This window comes from Burkholderia theae (assembly GCF_048565265.1).
Lineage (GTDB): Bacteria > Pseudomonadota > Gammaproteobacteria > Burkholderiales > Burkholderiaceae > Burkholderia > Burkholderia theae.
The window spans coordinates 2472398-2489373 of the sequence record NZ_CP183461.1; the positions used below are offsets into that span (position 1 = coordinate 2472398).

Annotated in this window: 18 protein-coding genes; 6 read left to right on the forward strand and 12 right to left on the reverse strand. The window is 66.6% G+C overall.

What is annotated here, in order from left to right:
- Positions 1-216 precede the first annotated feature (216 nt).
- Positions 217-570 (reverse strand): colicin immunity protein, encoded by a 354-nt coding sequence (locus ACN22W_RS11710; RefSeq protein WP_419684372.1) that lies wholly within the window; start codon positions 568-570, stop codon positions 217-219.
- 325 nt (positions 571-895) lie between these two features.
- Here ACN22W_RS11710 and mutS point away from each other — a divergent pair, with 325 nt between their 5' ends.
- Positions 896-3553, forward strand: a complete 2658-nt coding sequence (gene mutS / locus ACN22W_RS11715) for a DNA mismatch repair protein MutS (protein WP_419684374.1) — start codon at positions 896-898, stop codon at positions 3551-3553.
- Positions 3534-4805 carry a hypothetical protein gene (locus ACN22W_RS11720; RefSeq protein ID WP_419684376.1) on the forward strand — a complete coding sequence of 424 codons (1272 nt, stop codon included), beginning with the start codon at positions 3534-3536 and terminating at the stop codon, positions 4803-4805. The genes mutS and ACN22W_RS11720 overlap by 20 nt, the downstream gene beginning before the upstream one ends.
- Here the strand turns inward: ACN22W_RS11720 and ACN22W_RS11725 are convergent.
- Entirely contained in the window at positions 4785-5327 is a 543-nt protein-coding gene (locus tag ACN22W_RS11725; RefSeq protein WP_048248723.1) for an FKBP-type peptidyl-prolyl cis-trans isomerase, read from the reverse strand. The two genes, ACN22W_RS11720 and ACN22W_RS11725, sit on opposite strands and share 21 nt — an antisense overlap.
- A gap of 32 nt (positions 5328-5359) precedes the next feature.
- On the opposite strand from ACN22W_RS11725, the gene ACN22W_RS11730 reads away from it, so the two are divergent.
- From ACN22W_RS11730 to ACN22W_RS11740, 3 genes are read left to right on the forward strand one after another with little or no spacing between them, the layout of a single operon-like run.
- Positions 5360-6580, forward strand: a complete 1221-nt coding sequence (locus tag ACN22W_RS11730; RefSeq protein WP_419687413.1) for a JmjC domain-containing protein — start codon at positions 5360-5362, stop codon at positions 6578-6580.
- 56 nt (positions 6581-6636) lie between these two features.
- Positions 6637-6882, forward strand: a complete 246-nt coding sequence (locus ACN22W_RS11735; protein ID WP_075122947.1) for a hypothetical protein — start codon at positions 6637-6639, stop codon at positions 6880-6882.
- Positions 6812-7075 (forward strand): hypothetical protein, encoded by a 264-nt coding sequence (locus ACN22W_RS11740; protein ID WP_034195863.1) that lies wholly within the window; start codon positions 6812-6814, stop codon positions 7073-7075. The genes ACN22W_RS11735 and ACN22W_RS11740 overlap by 71 nt, the downstream gene beginning before the upstream one ends.
- A gap of 114 nt (positions 7076-7189) precedes the next feature.
- Here ACN22W_RS11740 and ACN22W_RS11745 read toward each other — a convergent pair whose 3' ends face one another.
- The 10 genes from ACN22W_RS11745 to ACN22W_RS11790 all read right to left on the reverse strand — a co-directional run bounded on the left by ACN22W_RS11745 (position 7190) and on the right by ACN22W_RS11790 (position 16284).
- Positions 7190-7966: an MBL fold metallo-hydrolase gene (locus tag ACN22W_RS11745; RefSeq protein ID WP_412021571.1), complete on the reverse strand. Its 777-nt coding sequence runs from the start codon at positions 7964-7966 to the stop codon at positions 7190-7192.
- Positions 7967-7970: 4 nt separating this feature from the next.
- The gene (bamC, locus tag ACN22W_RS11750; RefSeq protein WP_048248726.1) at positions 7971-9116 is read right to left on the reverse strand and encodes an outer membrane protein assembly factor BamC; all 1146 of its coding nucleotides are present in this window, start codon (positions 9114-9116) and stop codon (positions 7971-7973) included.
- A gap of 111 nt (positions 9117-9227) precedes the next feature.
- The gene (gene dapA, locus ACN22W_RS11755) at positions 9228-10133 is read right to left on the reverse strand and encodes a 4-hydroxy-tetrahydrodipicolinate synthase (RefSeq protein WP_343494642.1); all 906 of its coding nucleotides are present in this window, start codon (positions 10131-10133) and stop codon (positions 9228-9230) included.
- Between the two features lie 48 nt (positions 10134-10181).
- On the reverse strand, positions 10182-10784 hold the full coding sequence (locus ACN22W_RS11760; protein WP_419684381.1) for a class I SAM-dependent methyltransferase: 603 nt from the start codon (positions 10782-10784) through the stop codon (positions 10182-10184).
- 5 nt (positions 10785-10789) lie between these two features.
- Positions 10790-11992, reverse strand: a complete 1203-nt coding sequence (locus tag ACN22W_RS11765; protein ID WP_419684383.1) for a tryptophan--tRNA ligase — start codon at positions 11990-11992, stop codon at positions 10790-10792.
- Between the two features lie 8 nt (positions 11993-12000).
- The gene (locus tag ACN22W_RS11770; protein ID WP_129512479.1) at positions 12001-12663 is read right to left on the reverse strand and encodes a site-2 protease family protein; all 663 of its coding nucleotides are present in this window, start codon (positions 12661-12663) and stop codon (positions 12001-12003) included.
- 47 nt (positions 12664-12710) lie between these two features.
- Complete coding sequence (locus tag ACN22W_RS11775) at positions 12711-13343, reverse strand: L-threonylcarbamoyladenylate synthase (protein ID WP_129512480.1); 633 nt, start codon at positions 13341-13343, stop codon at positions 12711-12713.
- Positions 13344-13414: 71 nt separating this feature from the next.
- A complete protein-coding gene (locus ACN22W_RS11780; RefSeq protein WP_343494639.1) occupies positions 13415-14245 on the reverse strand; it encodes a 3',5'-nucleoside bisphosphate phosphatase in 831 nt (276 codons plus the stop codon).
- Positions 14246-14327: 82 nt separating this feature from the next.
- Positions 14328-15218, reverse strand: coding sequence for an alpha/beta fold hydrolase (locus ACN22W_RS11785; RefSeq protein ID WP_419684386.1), 891 nt, complete (start codon positions 15216-15218; stop codon positions 14328-14330).
- A 199-nt stretch (positions 15219-15417) separates the two neighbouring features.
- Complete coding sequence (locus tag ACN22W_RS11790) at positions 15418-16284, reverse strand: ferritin-like domain-containing protein (RefSeq protein ID WP_419684388.1); 867 nt, start codon at positions 16282-16284, stop codon at positions 15418-15420.
- Positions 16285-16427: 143 nt separating this feature from the next.
- On the opposite strand from ACN22W_RS11790, the gene ACN22W_RS11795 reads away from it, so the two are divergent.
- Complete coding sequence (locus ACN22W_RS11795) at positions 16428-16952, forward strand: gamma carbonic anhydrase family protein (RefSeq protein WP_193098678.1); 525 nt, start codon at positions 16428-16430, stop codon at positions 16950-16952.
- Positions 16953-16976: the final 24 nt, after the last annotated feature.

The following is a 16976-nucleotide window of genomic DNA, read 5'->3' on the forward strand; positions in this document are numbered from 1 at the left end:
GCCGGCCATACGCCGATGATGCGGCTGTGCCTGCGGCTCACGTAACAAGGCCCGGCGCACAAAGCTACGCCAAGACCTACGCCAGCACTTTTCCGGATTGGCTGTTGCCGCCCCGTTGCGGACCTTGGCGTCTTGGCACGGCGGACGATTACCGTGGAATTAACGGGACCGTGACCAGGGTGTAAATCTGCGTGGTCGAGATGCATCATGGGGGCGTCAAAAGCCCCCTCGCTGTCCGGGTTTCCAGCCTGTCATCGGTGGGGACGTCACCACGAAAACATCATGCGGAGGGCTTTCCGATCGAATGAATTCGGCTGCCCTTTGATTGTTTCGTTCAGCAGCGCCCGGATCAACAGGAGGCCCAGCGCCATCCCAAATGCAATCGAACCTCGCTTCGAATCCAGGGAAATGCCATATGCCTCCTTCGATCCGGGCGACAACCAAGCCGTGCTGAACCGCCAGCTCACAAACTGCAATCGCCGCGTCGGTAGAAAGCTTCATCACAATGCTTCCATCGAGGGAGAAAAAGTCATCCGACGAATCGTAGACGCGAAAATGGTCGATGGTCATTGGGTTCATTCCAAATTAATCCGGGCGTCAGGAGTCCATTTTGAACCGCTCTTCGCGATTGCGGACGACGCCAATGACCGCTTCGCGCAACGGTTATCGACTAGTCCGCTTCTGGCCGAGGCTGAGTAAAAACTGCCGCGGCGGCCACTTAGGCATGGACACAAAGACTTGCTTCAGTCCAGGTGATTGAACGCGTTTTTACGCAGCCTCGGCCGGTAGCTGCCGCTCGTCATCACCGGCAACTGGCCAAATGGCGAACTTCGCGCCCGCACGTGACGCGACTGGTAAACTCGGGCAACCAAAGCAACAACTTCATGCCTGACCTATGACCACGCTGTCGCCCGAAGCCTTCGCCGGCCATACTCCAATGATGCAGCAGTACCTGCGCATCAAGGCCGATCATCCCGACACGCTTGTCTTCTACCGGATGGGCGACTTCTACGAGCTGTTCTTCGAAGACGCGGAAAAGGCCTCGCGCCTGCTCGACCTGACCCTCACGCAGCGCGGCGCATCGGCCGGCACGCCGATCAAGATGGCCGGCGTGCCGCATCACGCGGTCGAGCAATATCTCGCGAAGCTCGTGAAGATGGGCGAATCGGTCGCGATCTGCGAGCAGATCGGCGATCCGGCCACGTCGAAGGGCCCGGTCGAGCGCAAGGTCGTACGCGTCGTCACGCCCGGCACGCTGACCGATGCCGCGCTGCTGTCCGACAAGAACGACGTCTACCTGCTCGCGATGTGCACGGGTCACAACAAGCGCGGCGTCGCGGTCAACATCGGCCTCGCGTGGCTGAACCTCGCAAGCGGCGCGCTGCGGCTCACCGAAATCGAGCCCGAGCAGCTCGGCGCCGCGCTCGAGCGCATCCGGCCGGCCGAAATCCTGACGGCGGACGGCGCGACCGACGCCGTGCCGGCTGGCACGGGGGCAACCAAGCGCGTGCCGGCGTGGCACTTCGACATCGCGTCGGGCACGCAGCGCCTGTGCGACCAGCTCGATGTCGCGAGCCTCGACGGTTTCGGCGCGCATTCGCTGACGAGCGCATGCGGTGCGGCCGGCGCGCTGCTGCTCTACGCAGCGGCCACGCAAGGCCAGCAACTGCGGCACGTGCGCAGCCTGAAGGTCGAGAACGAAACCGAATACATCGGGCTCGATCCGGCGACGCGCCGCAACCTCGAACTGACCGAGACGTTGCGCGGCACCGAATCGCCGACGCTGTATTCACTGCTCGACACCTGCTGCACGACGATGGGCAGCCGCCTGCTGCGCCACTGGCTGCATCACCCGCCGCGTGCGTCGGTCGCCGCGCAGTCGCGCCAGCAGGCAATCGGCGCGCTGCTCGATGCGCCCGCGAACGCGAGCCTCGATGCGCTGCGCAGTGCACTGCGCCAGATCGCCGACGTCGAACGGATCACCGGGCGTCTCGCGCTGCTGTCCGCGCGCCCGCGCGACCTGTCGAGCCTGCGCGACACGTTCGCCGCGTTGCCGGCGCTGCGCGAGCGCATCAGCGCGATCGTCGCGAATGCGGACGCGCTCACCCGCGTCGACGCGGCGCTCGCGCCGCCCGCCGAATGCCTCGACCTGCTGACGAGCGCGATTGCGCCCGAGCCGGCCGCGATGGTGCGCGACGGCGGCGTGATCGCACGCGGCTACGACGCCGAGCTCGACGAGTTGCGCGACATCTCCGAGAACTGCGGGCAGTTCCTGATCGATCTCGAAGCGCGCGAGCGTGCGCGCACCGGCATTGCGAACCTGCGCGTCGAATACAACAAGGTGCACGGCTTCTACATCGAGGTCACGCGCGGTCAGACCGACAAGGTGCCCGACGATTACCGCCGTCGCCAGACGCTTAAGAACGCCGAGCGCTACATCACGCCCGAACTGAAGACCTTCGAGGACAAGGCGTTGTCCGCGCAGGAGCGCGCGCTGTCGCGCGAACGCGCACTGTACGATGCGGTGCTGCAGGCGCTGCTGCCGTTCATCCCCGAGTGCCAGCGCGTCGCGTCGGCGCTCGCCGAGCTCGACCTGCTCGCCGCATTCGCCGAGCGGGCCCGTGCGCTCGACTGGGTCGCGCCGACCTTCACCGACGAGATCGGCATCGACATCGAACAGGGCCGCCACCCGGTCGTCGAGGCGCAGGTCGAGCAGTTCATCGCGAACGACTGCCGGTTCGGCACCGAGCGCAAGCTGCTGCTGATCACCGGCCCGAACATGGGCGGTAAATCGACATTCATGCGGCAGACCGCGCTGATCGCGCTGATGGCGTACGTCGGCAGCTACGTGCCGGCCAGGTCGGCATGCTTCGGTCCGATCGACCGGATCTTCACGCGCATCGGTGCAGCCGACGATCTCGCGGGCGGCCGCTCGACGTTCATGGTCGAAATGACCGAGGCCGCGGCGATCCTCAACGACGCGACGCCGCAAAGCCTCGTGCTGATGGACGAGATCGGCCGCGGCACGTCGACGTTCGACGGCCTCGCGCTTGCGTGGGCCATCGCGCGACACCTGCTTGCGCACAACACCTGCTACACGCTGTTCGCGACGCACTACTTCGAGCTGACGCAACTGCCGGCCGAATTCCCGCAAGCGGCCAACGTCCACCTGTCGGCCGTCGAGCACGGCCACGGCATCGTGTTCCTGCACGCGGTCAACGAAGGCCCGGCGAACCAGAGTTACGGTCTGCAGGTCGCGCAGCTCGCGGGCGTTCCGGCGCCCGTGATCCGCGCCGCGCGCAAACACCTCGCCTATCTCGAACAGCAGTCGGCCACGCAGCACACGCCGCAACTCGACCTGTTCAGCGCGCAGCCGGCGATCGCCGACGATCTCGAATGCGCGGACGCACCGGCGCGGCCCGACACGCCGCATCCGGCGCTCGAAAAACTGCGCAACATCGACCCCGACGATCTCAAGCCGCGCGAGGCGCTCGACCTGTTGTACGAACTGCGCACGCTGGTCCGGTCGCACGATGCCGACGGGCTCGCGTAAGCGCATCCCGCAGGGCCTGACGGCCCGCGCCGCCGCCGCGATCGTCGCGGCGGTGCTCGCGCTCGCGCAGGCCGACGCGCTGGCTGCGCCGCCGAAGCGCACCACCGCGCCCTACTCGTTCGCGGTCGTGTCGGGCGTCATCAACGTACCGGCGGACGAACCGGCCGCGCAGCGGCTGCTCGATTCGATCGCGCGCGAGCGCAACCTCGCGTTCGTCGTCTATGCGGGCGATCTCAAGGGCTCGAAGGAAGCGTGCCGCGATGCGCTGTATTCGCAGCGCGGCGCGATCCTGGACGCGGCACGCGTGCCGCTCGTGTTCATTCCCGGCCACGACGACTGGATAACGTGCAATACGGCGGCTGGCGGCGGCTACGATCCGGTCGAGCGGCTCGACTTCCTGCGGCAGACGCTGCTCGCCGATTCGGCGCTGCCCGACCCGGGCGCGCTGCAGATCACGCGGGAAAGCGAAGTTGCGCGGTTCCGGCCGTATCGCGAGAACGCACGCTGGATGCGCGACGACATCGTCTATGTCGCGCTCAACGCACCGGCGCCGAACAACCATTTCCTGACGGCCGGCGGCCGCAACGGCGAATTCGAGGATCGCGTCATCGCGAACGGTTTCTGGATCGACCACGCGGCCGAATACGCGAAGCGGCGCGAGGCGCGTGCGATGGTGGTGATTTTCGAAGGCGATCCGCAGTTCGAGCGCTACGAACGCGCGGAGCGCTTCGCATGGCTGCGTTTCAACCGGCCGCGCGTGCGTGACGGCTTCCGTGAACTGAAACGAACGCTGGTGAAGGCGGCGGCGACGTTCCGCGGCCCGATACTGGTGATGCACGCGAGCGGCGAACCGCTTGCGAACGGCTTTCTGATCGATCGCCCGCTACGTGCCGACGACGGTGAACTGGTCGGAAACGTGACGCGTGTCGCGATCGGACCGCGCCATCCGGCAAATCAGTGGGTGAAGGTGAGTGTGTCGCCGGCGAAGCAGACCATCTTCAACGTGAGCCTGCAGGAGGTGCCGAAGAACCTGCCGGTGCCGCCTGCGCTGCCGCTCGTACCGCACGACGATGTCCCGCTGCCGCAGATGCCGGAAATCCCCGCGTTGCCGGCGCTGCCCGACTCGTCGTCGGTCGCGCCGCCACTGCAGGGCGACGGCGCCGCACCCGGCGGCGCGTCGTGGCCTGCGCCGCCCCCTGCATCGGGGCCGGCGCCCGGCCTGCCTGCAAGCTCAGTGCAGGGTGCGCCCTGACGGCGATTCGCCGTCTTCCTCTTCGTCCTCGTCGACGATTTCAAGCCCTTCCGCGCCATGCGCGTGCTCATGCTCGATTTCGTCTTCGGTGGCTTCGCGAACGTCCTGCACCGTGAGTGCGAAACGCAGCGCCATGCCGGCCAGCGGGTGATTGCCGTCGAGCACGACCTTGTCGTCGGCGATGTCGGTGACCGTATAGATCAGCGAATCGACGTCCTCGTCACCGTCTTCCGGCGTGCCTTCGAACTGCATGCCCACTTCGATCGGCTCGGGAAAACGATCGCGCGGCTCGATCTTCACGAGTTCGGGATCGTAGTCGCCGAACGCGTCCTGCGGCTCGAGCTGCACCTGTGCCTGGTAACCCGGTTCCTGGCCGTCGAGTTGTTCCTCGATCTTGGGGAACGTGCCATCATAGCCGCCGTGCAGATAGACCATCGGCTCGTCGCTTTCCTCGATCAGATTGCCCTGTGCATCCGACAGCTTGTAAGTGACCGACACGACGGTGTTTTTTGCGATTTTCATCCAATTCTCCCAAATACAAGTCTCATTATACGATGCGCAACCGGTCTCAAGCCGAACCGCGGGATGCCGCTGCCGCCCCGCTCGGCGCGCCGCCTTCCGATCTTCCCACACCGCTGCTCGGCGGACTCACGCCGGCGCAGTTCATGCGCGACTACTGGCAGAAAAAACCGCTCCTGATCCGCCAGGCGATCCCCGGCGTTGCGTCGCCGGTCACGCGCGACGCGCTGTTCGAGCTGGCAGCGGACTATGACGCGGAATCGCGACTGATCACCCATTTTCGTAACAAGTGGCAACTGTCCCACGGTCCGTTCGAGCCGGACTCGCTGCCTGCCGTCACGCGCAAGGCCTGGACCCTGCTTGTGCAGGGGCTCGACCTGCATGTCGATGCGGCACGCGCGTTGCTCGACCGGTTCCGCTTCATCCCGGACGCGCGCCTGGACGACCTGATGATTTCGTATGCGACGGACGGCGGCGGCGTCGGCCCGCACTTCGATTCATATGACGTATTTCTGCTGCAGGTCGAAGGCCGGCGCCGCTGGCGCGTCGGTGCGCAGAAGGACCTGTCGCTGCAGCCGGACGTGCCGCTGAAGATCCTCGAAAACTTCGAGCCGAGCGACGAATGGGTGCTGGAGGCCGGCGACATGCTGTACCTGCCGCCGCACATCGCGCACGACGGCGTCGCCGAAGGCGAATGCATGACCTGCTCGATCGGCTTCCGGGCCCCTTCCGCAGGCGAACTGGGCGCCCAGTTCCTGTACTATCTTGCGGAGCGCGGCGGCCTGCGCGACGGGGGCGGCGACGACCTCTACCGCGATCCGAAGCAGCCGGCCGTCGACACACCCGCGCAACTGCCTCCGGCCATGGTCGAACGCGTCGCCGAGATCGTCGACGCCATCCGCTGGCGCAAACGCGACGTCGCCGAATTCCTCGGTTGTTACCTGAGCGAGCCCAAGCCGAACGTCGTATTCGACCCGCCGGCGCGCCCGCTTTCCGAGGCCGCGTTCGTCGCGCAAGCGTCGCGCCGTGGCGTGTGTCTCGACAGAAGGGCCGCATTGATGTATAACGCGCGCTCGTACTTCATTAATGGCGAGGAAGGACCACTCGAGCATGCCGAGGAATGGCTGCCCGAACTGGCCAATCAACGCCAGATGGAGGCGAAACGGTTTGTAACACTATCCCGGGCTCCCTCGATGACAGCTTTATTGCACGAGTGGTATCGTGCGGGCTGGATACGGGTCGGGGACCGGAATTAGTGTGAGTCGCCCCGTATGCCCATACGGATCAAATTCTGTATGGGAAAGACAACGTATTGACCCCGCATTTGTCGACGGTCGATAGGAAAGTGCATATAATTTCCGCCCAAGCCGTAGGGAAGATTCACGCTCTAGAAGTGCATCTCCACCAGCGGCCCAGGTCGGTGTTGGAGCACATTACCGGTATTGTTTCGCGCTGTTGCTTACCTTTAACCATAAAAGGACGTGATCATGAAGAAATCCCTCCTCGTAGCTTCCCTGTTGGCTGCTGTTGCACTGGCTGCTTGCAACAAGAGCGCTGATCAAGCTGCTTCGTCGGCTGCAAGCGACGCGGCTGCTGCCGCTTCGACGGCTGCTTCGGCAGTTGCTGGTGCTGCGAGCGATGCTGCTGCTGCTGCTTCGTCGGCAACGGCTGCTGCGAGCGACGCTGCTGCTGCAGTGGCGTCGGCTGCTTCGGCAGCGACGGCTGCTCCGGCTTCGGGCGCAAGCCAGTAAGCCTCAGCATTCAGCTGAAAAAAAACCGGCCCGAGGGCCGGTTTTTTTACGTCTGCCGTTTGCGGATCGATCGCCCGGCAGTCGTACCGGGCCGCCGCAGCGGCCCTGCCCCGCTCATCCGAGCGTCAGCCAGTCGAACCCCGCGTCCTGCGTGGCGACGATCACATCCTCCCCGCTCGTCCCCAGCACGCCGGCAAACGCCTGGCGGGCCAGTTCCGGCAGGTTGTTCTGCTGGCTCAGGTGCGCCGCGACCAGGTGCTTGAGGCGGCTGCGTTCGAGCGACGCGAGGATGTCGGCCGCCGCGTCGTTGCTCAGGTGGCCGTGGTTGCCGCCGATGCGCGCCTTCAGCGACTGCGGATAGCGGCTCGCGGCCAGCATCGCGGTGTCGTGGTTGGATTCGAGCACCAGCGCGTCACAGCCGCTCAGGACGGTCGTGATGTGCGGCGTGGCCATCCCGACGTCCGTCAGCACGCCGAGCCGGCGGCAGCCGTCCATAAAGACGAACTGGAGCGGCTCCCGGGCGTCGTGAGGGACCGTATAGGGCATCACGGCCAGATCGCGTATCGCGGCCGTCTCGTCGCCCCACAGCACGTGGAGATCGACATCGGCCTCGTCCGCGCCTACCGCGCGTGCGGTGCCCCAGCTCATGTAGAGCGGCAACGACGCACGCCGGGCAAGCGTCAACGCGCTGCCGACATGGTCGCTGTGTTCATGGGTGATGAGGATCGCATCGAGATCGTCGATGCCGAGATTCAGTCGGCCGAGCCGGCGCTCGACCTCCTTGGCGGAAAAGCCGCAGTCGAGCAGCACGCGAGTGGTCGTCGTGCCGCTCGAGGCCTCGACGACCAGCGCGTTGCCTTCGCTGCCGCTTCCGAGGCTGGCGAATCGCACGCGCTCAGTTCAGCTGCGCGTGGAGCAGCGAAATGATCCGCTGCGCGTCCGACGAGTTGTCGACCTGGCCGTCTGCGCCGACCACCGCAACCTGCGTGCCGCCGCTGCCTTGCGCGCGCACGTTGACCATGAATTCCTTGCCCGGCTTCGCGGCCGACGGGCCGCCGTAGAACAGCTTGCCGAACAGGCCGTCACGCTTGAGCTCTTCCATCGAATTCGCATAGCGCACGGTGTACACGCCCTTCTCGCGGTCGCGATTGTCGACCGTGAAGTTGGTACGGTCGAGCGCCAGGCCCACGCGCAGCCACGCGCGGTCGAACGATTCGGCCAGCTGCAGCGTCGCTGCGCCACTGCTCGTATCGGTCACCTGCGCCGGTGCCGTCGCGGGACGCGCGTCGGTCAGCAGTTGCTTCGCCTGCGCGTCGGTCAGGCCGAACTTCTGCATCAGCTTCGACAGGAACACGGCTTCGAGCACCGGGTTGCGCGGACGCTCTTCCCAGCGCGACGACGTGCCGCCCTGCGGACCGACCATCATTTCTTCCATCGCGCTGTGCGTGATCGAGATGTCGGTGTTGCCGTCCGACGTGCGGTTCACGAGCGTACGGAAGCGGTCGCGCGTGCCGGACGAGTACGCGAAATCGATGACCTTGCCGATCGTGCGGCGGAACCAGTCGTCGGGAATGTTCGCGCGGTTTTCAGCCCAGTCGGTGGCCATGATGCCCGTCGACGGCGCATCGGTCTTCAGCGAGAAGCCGTTCTCCTGCCAGAACTCCTTCAGGATCGGCCACAGCTGCTCGGGCGTCCGGCCATCGACGACGAGCCAGCGGCGATCGCCGTCGCGCTCGATGTGCATGCCGAGCGGATCCTGCGCGCTCGGGATGCCGTCGGTCGCGTTGCCGGCCTGCGTCGTGACCCGCGGCGGCAGCGTGCCGAGCCCCGCGTTGGTCGGCGGCGCGACGAACTGCTGGGTCGTCGGCACCGGCTTCAGGTCGCTCGGCACCGCGAGCGGCGGCGCCGAACCGGTGTTCTTGTAGTTGACCCGGTCGGGGGCCAGATAGTCGTTCAGCGTATCGCAGCCAGCGAGCGCGCCCAGCGCCAGCGCCACCACCGACATCTGGATGGCGCGAGAGGAAAAGGCGAAACGTTTCATGAAATCCTTCGTCTTGCTAGAACGCTCGTCAGGAGCGGCGCCGGACGGAGCCGGCCGGTGCGGGTTAATCAGGGGTCGAGCCGGCGGCCGCAGGACGCGGCCGCCTCGGCATCAGGCGAGGACGCCGGCCTCGACAAGGGCCGAACGCACGGCATCGTGGCAGCGCTCGTCGAGCGCCGTGAGCGGCAACCGGATGCCGCCCTGCATCTTGCCCATCGCCTGCAGCGCCCATTTCACCGGGATCGGGTTCGCCTCGATGAACAGGTTCTTGTGCAGCGACAGCAGCTTCATGTGCAAATCGCGGGCCGTCTTCACGTCGCCGGCCAGCGCAGCGCGGCACAGCTCGCTCATCGCGCGCGGCGCGACGTTCGCCGTCACCGAGATGTTGCCGTGGCCGCCGAGCAGCATCAGCGCGATCGCGGTCGGATCGTCGCCGCTGTAGATCGCGAAATGCTTCGGTGCCGCCTTGATCAGCTGCGCGGCGCGATCGATGTTGCCGGTCGCTTCCTTCACGCCGATGATGCCCGGCACCTGCGCGAGGCGCAGCGTCGTCTCGTTCGCCATGTCGGCGACCGTGCGACCCGGCACGTTGTACAGGATCACCGGCAGATCGACCGCTTCGGCGATCGTCTTGAAGTGACGGTACATGCCTTCCTGCGTCGGCTTGTTGTAGTACGGCACGACCTGCAGCGTCGCGTCCGCACCGACAGCCTTTGCGTGTTTCGTCAGCTCGATCGCCTCGGCGGTCGAGTTGCCGCCCGCGCCCGCGATGATCGGGATGCGTTTCGCCGCATGCTCGACCGCCGTGCGGATCATCAGGATGTGCTCTTCGACGTTGAGCGTTGCCGACTCGCCGCTCGTACCGACCACGACCAGCGCATCGGTGCCTTCCGCGATGTGCCAGTCGATCAGTTTGCGAAACGCCGGCAGGTCGAGACTGCCGTCTTCGAGCATCGGGGTGACGATCGCGGGGATGCTGCCGCGGATTTGAATGCCGTCTTGGGTGCCGTTAGCCATGAAACGCGATTGAGATTATGTACCGGTAAACATTGAGATTGTAGCGGATTAGCCGGGCAGTTCGTAACGTGGAATTCCCGCCCCCGCCTTCGGGGTCGCGCCCTCGCGCACCGCGCAGAGACGCTGGACGAATGCCTCGCGCGGCGCGGCGACGAAACCGTCCTCGTACGCAACCACCCGCAGGCGGCCGTGCACGGCGTCCAGCAGCTCGCCCAGGGCGAGCAGGAACGCGGGGTTGGACGGTTTCCCGACCGTTTCGTTTCCTTGCGCGAAGGTTTCGTAGATCAGCACGCCGCCCGGCGCCACTGCATCGAGCAGATGGGGCCAGAGCGGACGATGCAGATAATGGGTGACGATCACGGCCGAAAACCGCTCGCCGGCCGGCAACGGCCACGGCGCGCCTTCGAGGTCGGCGTCGCGGGCATCGACGCCCGGGATCGTCCGCAACGCAGCCAGCGCGGCCGGATCGCGATCGAGCGCGACGACCGGGTGCCCGTGCGATGCGAACCAGCGCGCATGGCGGCCACCGCCCGCGGCAACGTCAAGCACCGCCCCGCCCGCCGGAACGAGCCGCGACCATTGCGCGACCCAGCGCGACGGCTCGGTTTGGGCGACGTGGCCGCCCGCGGCGGCGATGACGGATGCACTCATCGGGATCAGTTGTACGACAGGCCCATCGCGTCGCGCACGTCGCGCATCGTTTCCGTCGCGTACTTGCGCGCCTTGTCGCAACCGTCCGCGACGATCGCGCGCAGCAGCGACGGATCGTCCATGTACTTCTGCGCGCGCTCGAGCATCGGCTGCTGCTCGCGCAGGATGCCTTCGACGACCGGCTGCTTGCAGTCGAGGCAGCCGATGCCCGCCGAGCGGCAGCCCTTCTGCACCCACTCGTGCGTCGCTTCGTCCGTATAGACCTGGTGCAGCTGCCACACCGGGCACTTGTCGGGGTCGCCCGGATCGGTGCGACGCACGCGCGCGGGATCGGTCGGCATCGTGCGGACCTTCTTCGTGATCGTCTCGGCGTCTTCACGCAGGCCGATCGTGTTGCCGTACGACTTGGACATCTTCTGCCCGTCGAGGCCCGGCATCCGCGACGCTTCGGTCAGGAGCGCCTGCGGCTCGACCAGGATGATCTTGCGCGCGCCTTCGAGATAGCCGAACAGGCGCTCGCGGTCGCTCATCGACAGGCTCTGCGATTCCTGCAGCATCGCACGCGCCTGTTCGAGCGCCTCGTCGTCGCCCTCCTGCTGATATGCGATGCGCAGCTCGTGATAGAGCTTCGCGCGCTTGCCGCCGAGCTTCTTCGCCGCGTCGAGCGCCTTCTCCTCGAAACCGGGCTCGCGGCCGTACAGGTAGTTGAAGCGGCGCGCGATCTCGCGCGTCATCTCGACGTGCGGCACCTGATCCTCGCCGACCGGCACGAGCGAGCCGCGATACAGCAGGATGTCAGCCGCCATCAGCACCGGGTAGCCGAGGAAGCCGTAGGTCGACAGGTCCTTGTCCTTCAGCTTCTCCATCTGCTCCTTGTAGGTCGGCACGCGTTCGAGCCAGCCGAGCGGCGTGCTCATGCCGAGCAGCAACGCGAGTTCGGCATGCTCGGGCACCTTGCTCTGGATGAACAGCGTCGCCTGTGCCGGATCGATGCCGGACGCGAGCCAGTCGATCAGCACGTCCCACACGTTCTTCTCGATGACCTCGGGCGTCTCGTAGTGCGTCGTCAGCGCATGCCAGTCGACGACGCAGAAAAAGCACGGGTACTCGGACTGCAGCTTCACCCAGTTTTTCAGCACGCCGTGGTAATGGCCGAGGTGCAGCGACCCGGTGGGTCGCATGCCGGAGAAAATACGTTCTGGGAACATGATTGTCGTTAGAAAAGCGAGGCGAAGGGAGACAGGATGGCGCTCAGGACGGCGTAGCCGACATTGACGAGCGGGCGCAGCCAGAAGTTCGTCAGCACGCCCGTCGCGACCAGCACGAGGACGATGATGAAACCGTACGGCTCGATGCGCGACAGCGCGATCGATTGCTTCGGCGGCAGCAGCGCCGCCAGGATGCGGCCGCCGTCGAGCGGCGGCAGCGGAAACAGGTTCAGCACGCCGAGCACGAGGTTCGCGCTGACGCCGGCCAACGCCATCCGCGTGAAGAACGGCTCGTCGACGCCGATGGCGGGCAGCACGAGGGTCAGCAGGCCCCAGACCAGCGCCTGCACGAAATTGCAGGCCGGGCCCGCGAGCGCGACCCACAGGCTGCCCCAGCGCGGATCGCGCAGGTTGCCGAACGAAACCGGCACCGGCTTCGCATAACCGAACAGGAACGCGCCGCCCGTCAGGAAATACATCGCGAGCGGAATCGCGATCGTGCCGATCGGATCGATGTGGCGCATCGGATTGAACGACACGCGCCCCATCATGTAGGCGGTGTTGTCGCCGAGCAGGCGGGCGGCGTAGCCGTGCGCGGCCTCGTGCAGCGTGATCGCGAAGATCACGGGCAGCGCGTAGACAGCGATGGTCTGTATCAGGGAAGCATCCATATCGCGTTATTGTAACAAGCGCACTCGCGCAAAAAAGGACGGCGCGCTTACGCGGCCGAGAGTCCGAACGGTTCGAGCGCGCCGCGCCCCGCGCGCACGAGTTCCGGCTCGTCGCCGGTCAGGTCGATCACCGTCGACGGCTCGCGCGGGCATGCGCCGCCGTCGATCACGAGGTCGACCTGTTTCTCGAGTCGCGCGCGGATGTCGTCGGGATCGTTGAGCGGCTCGTCGTCCGGCGGCAGGATCAGCGTCGTGCCGAGCAGCGGCTGGCCGAGCGACTCCAGCAACGCAAGCGTGATCGCGTGATCGGGCACGCGCAGCCCGATCGTCTTGCGCGACGGGTGCGACAGCCGGCGCGGCACTTCCTTCGTCGCCTGCAGGATGAAGACGTACGGGCCCGGCGTCACCGACTTGATCTGCCGGTACTGGCGGTTGTCGACCATCGCGAAATTCGCAAGCTCGGACAGGTCGCGCACGAGCAGCGACAGGTGCTGCTTCTCGTCGAGGCCGCGAATCCGGCGCACGCGCTCGACCGCATCCTTGTCGTCGAGATGGCACGCGAGCGCATAGCTCGAATCGGTCGGCATCGCGATCACGCCGCCCTTGCTGACGATCTCCACGGCCTGCTTGATCAGGCGCGGCTGCGGATTATCCGGATGAATCCTGAAGAACTGGGACATGGGGACACGTAAAGAGGGAGGAATCGGATGCGCAGTCGGCGGCGATACGGGCGGCGGGCAGCCGCCCGGCGTCACAGCCAGCGTTCCCAGACCGGCGTCAGGTCGGGCGGCAACGGCGGCAGGCCGCCGAGTTCGACACGGCCCTCGCCCGGTGCATGGAAATCCGAGCCGCGCGACACTTCGAAGCCGAAGCGGCGCGCAACGTCCGCGTATTCGCGGTACTGGTCGGGTGTGTGGCTGCCCGTGACGACCTCGATCGCGCGGCCGCCCAGGTCGATGAACTCGCCGAAGAACGCGTCGAATTCGACGGGCGTATAGCGGTAACGGCCCGGATGCGCGACCACCGCTTCGCCGCCCGCCGCACGAATCCACGCGACCGCGTCGGACAGCGCCGCCCAGCGATGCGGGACGAACCCGGGCTTGCCGTCGCCGAGCAGGCGGTCGAACACGTCGGACGTCGATTCGGCGTGGCCGTTCTCGACGAGAAAGCGCGCGAAGTGCGTGCGCGAGATCAGATCGGGATTCGATACGTACTTGAGCGCGCCGTCGTACGCGCCGGGAATGCCGAGCGTCGCGAGCTGCGCGCCGATCGCCACCGCGCGGGCCGCACGGCCGTGACGCGTGCGGTACAGGCCGTCGACGAGCGCCGGGTTCGCGGGATCGATGTTCAGGCCGACGATGTGCACGGTACGCGACGCCCACGTGACCGAAATCTCGACGCCGCTCAGGTAGCGCATGCCGAGCGCTTCCGCCTCGCTGCGCGCCACCGCCTGACCGCCGATCTCGTCGTGGTCGGTCAGCGCCCACAGGGTCACGCCGCCGGCATGGGCGCGGCGCGCGACGTCGGCAGGCGACAGCAACCCGTCGGAAACATTCGAATGGCAGTGGAGATCAGCGTTCATTGTTGGCATGGCAGGTAAGGCTTCATTCTACTGCAACGCGGCAATTGCGCCGCTCGCCTGCCCCGCCGCTGCCGTCGCGCGCTTACGCGCAGAACGCCTCGATCAGCGCCGCGATCTGCTCGGGCTGGTCGTGATGCACCATGTGGCCGGCATCCTCGACGAGCTTCTCGCGCCAGTCGGGAAACGCGTTGAAACGCGCCTTGAATTCGTGCAGCGGGATGTCGCCGGCGATGTGCGCGAGCGTCGGCGAATTGACGGCCTCGACGTGCAGCACCTTCGCGCGCACCTGCGTCCAGGTGGCCATCACTTCGTCCAGCCGGTAAAGCAGCGGGCCCGGCATCTTGTGCGCGGGGTCGGCCAGCAGGTGATAAAGGCCATCATTGCCGCGCTTCGACCAGTGCGCGGCGAGGAACGCGGCGCGGCGCGGATCGAGCCGCGGATTGGTCTTGGTCAGGCGCGCCGCCACTTCGTCGAGGGACGCATAAGGGCGCAGCACGGGCGGCTCGCGCAGCTCGTCCAGCCAGCCGCGCAGCCGGCGCGGCGCCTGCTCGGCCCGCGCGGGCGCGAGCCCGAAACCCTCGAGGTCGACCACGCGCCGCACGCGCTCCGGCCGCGCGCCGGCATACAGGCACACGACGTTCGCGCCCATGCTGTGCCCGACCAGGTTGACTTCGCCGGTCGGCGCATAGTGGTCGACGAGCGCATCGAGGTCGCTCAGGTATTCGTGGAACCAGTAGTGGCCGCCGCCCTGCCGCGCGACCGGCCAGTCGGACAGCCCGAAGCCGCGCGCATCGGGTGCGATCACCTGCCAGTCGCCCGCCAGCGCATCGACGACGAACTGGAACGACGCCGCGACGTCCATCCAGCCGTGCAGCATGAACAGCGTCGGCGCATCGGGGCGGCCCCAGCGCCGCACATGCAGCCGGACGCCGCGCACCAGGACGAAATCGGAAACGGAACTCGAGGCACTCATTGCAGCCGCCAGAAAAAAGAATGGTCGTTCGATTATAGCGGCGGCGCCTCCGTTCCGGCGGCCGGCAATCGAGGCACCGCTCTAGCGGCGCGGTCGCTCAACGGCCCGCCGGGCGGGCCGGCTGGCCGGCCGGGAAGCGCCGCCAGCCACGCGCGCGCGTCGGCCGGCGGCAAACGAAACGCGGCCGAACGCGAGCCGGCTAACGCACCGCTTTTCCGTCAACGCCGTCTGCCCCGTCCTGCGCGGCCAGCTCGTCGAGTTCGGCCTGCTCGAATCCGGCATCGCGACGCGCATCGAAATTGAACGGACCGCGCAGCCGCGGCGCATGATATTGCTCGGCGAGCTGCCGGTAGGCCGGCACCGGATCGCGGCCGGCTTCGTCGCACAAATGCCGGAACCAGCGGTTGCCGATCGCGACATGGCCAATCTCGTCGCGCAGGATCACGTCGAGGATCGCGGCCGACGCGTCGTCGCCCGCCTGCACGAGCCGCGCGCGGATCGGCGGCGACGCATCCAGCCCGCGGGCCTCGAGCGTGCGCGGCACGAGCGCCATGCGCGCGAGCACGTCGCCCTTGGTCCGCTCGCACATCTCCCACAGCCCGTTGTGCGCGGGAAAATCGCCGTACGCATGGCCGAATGCCGCCAGCCGGTCGGACAGCAGCGTGAAGTGATAGGCCTCCTCGGCCGCCACCTTCAGCCAGTCCGCATAAAACGCATCCGGCAGGCCCGGAAAGCGCCAGACTGCGTCGAGCGCCAGGTTGATCGCGTTGAATTCGATATGGGCGAGCGCGTGCAGCAGCACGGCGCGCCCTTCGGGCGAACGCATACTGCGTCGCTCGAGCTGGCGCGGCTCGACGAGCGTCGGACGCGCCGGACGTCCGGGCAGATCGGCCGGTTCGCGCAGTTCGAGCGACGGTGCGATCGCGGCGCGCCCGGCCAGCAGCGCGTCGTACAACGCGCGCACTTGCGCGGCCTTGGCCGCAGGGTCGGCGACACGCAGCGCGGCGAGCGCGGTACCGCGCACGCAGGCTGGCGCATTGCCGAAAGAAGAAGACTCCATGCTCATAAACGGGGACACCCTGCATGCGCATCGCGGGAGCGCACGCACGCGACGGTTTACAATATGCGATTGTTCCGCGGCGCAATGCGCCGGGCAAACCAGACGCGCCATTCTACCGGCGCCCAACATCGAAGAGACAAGGAGACTCCGTGACGATCTACAAGCTGGGCGATACGGCCCCGACGATCCACGAAAGCGTATTCGTCGCCGATACGGCGGCCATCATCGGCAAGGTCGTGCTCGAGGAAAACGCGAGCGTCTGGTTCGGCGCGACGATTCGCGGCGACAACGAGCAGATTGCCGTCGGCGCCGGCAGCAACGTCCAGGAAGGCGCGGTACTGCACACGGACCCCGGCTTTCCGCTGACGATTGCCGAAAACGTGACGATCGGGCACCAGGCCATGCTGCACGGCTGCACGATCGGCGAAGGTTCGCTGATCGGTATTCAGGCGGTGGTATTGAATGGAGCGGTCATCGGCCGCAACTGTCTGGTTGGCGCCGGCGCGGTCGTGACGGAAGGCAAGACGTTCCCGGATAATTCGCTGATTCTCGGCGCACCGGCGAAAGTCGTGCGCGAGCTGTCGGCCGAAGACATCGCGCGGCTGCGCACGAACGCGAAGACGTACGTCGAGCGGCGTGCGCATTTCAAGGAGCAACTCGTGCGGATCGGGTGATTCGCACGGTTTTCAAGGAAGAAG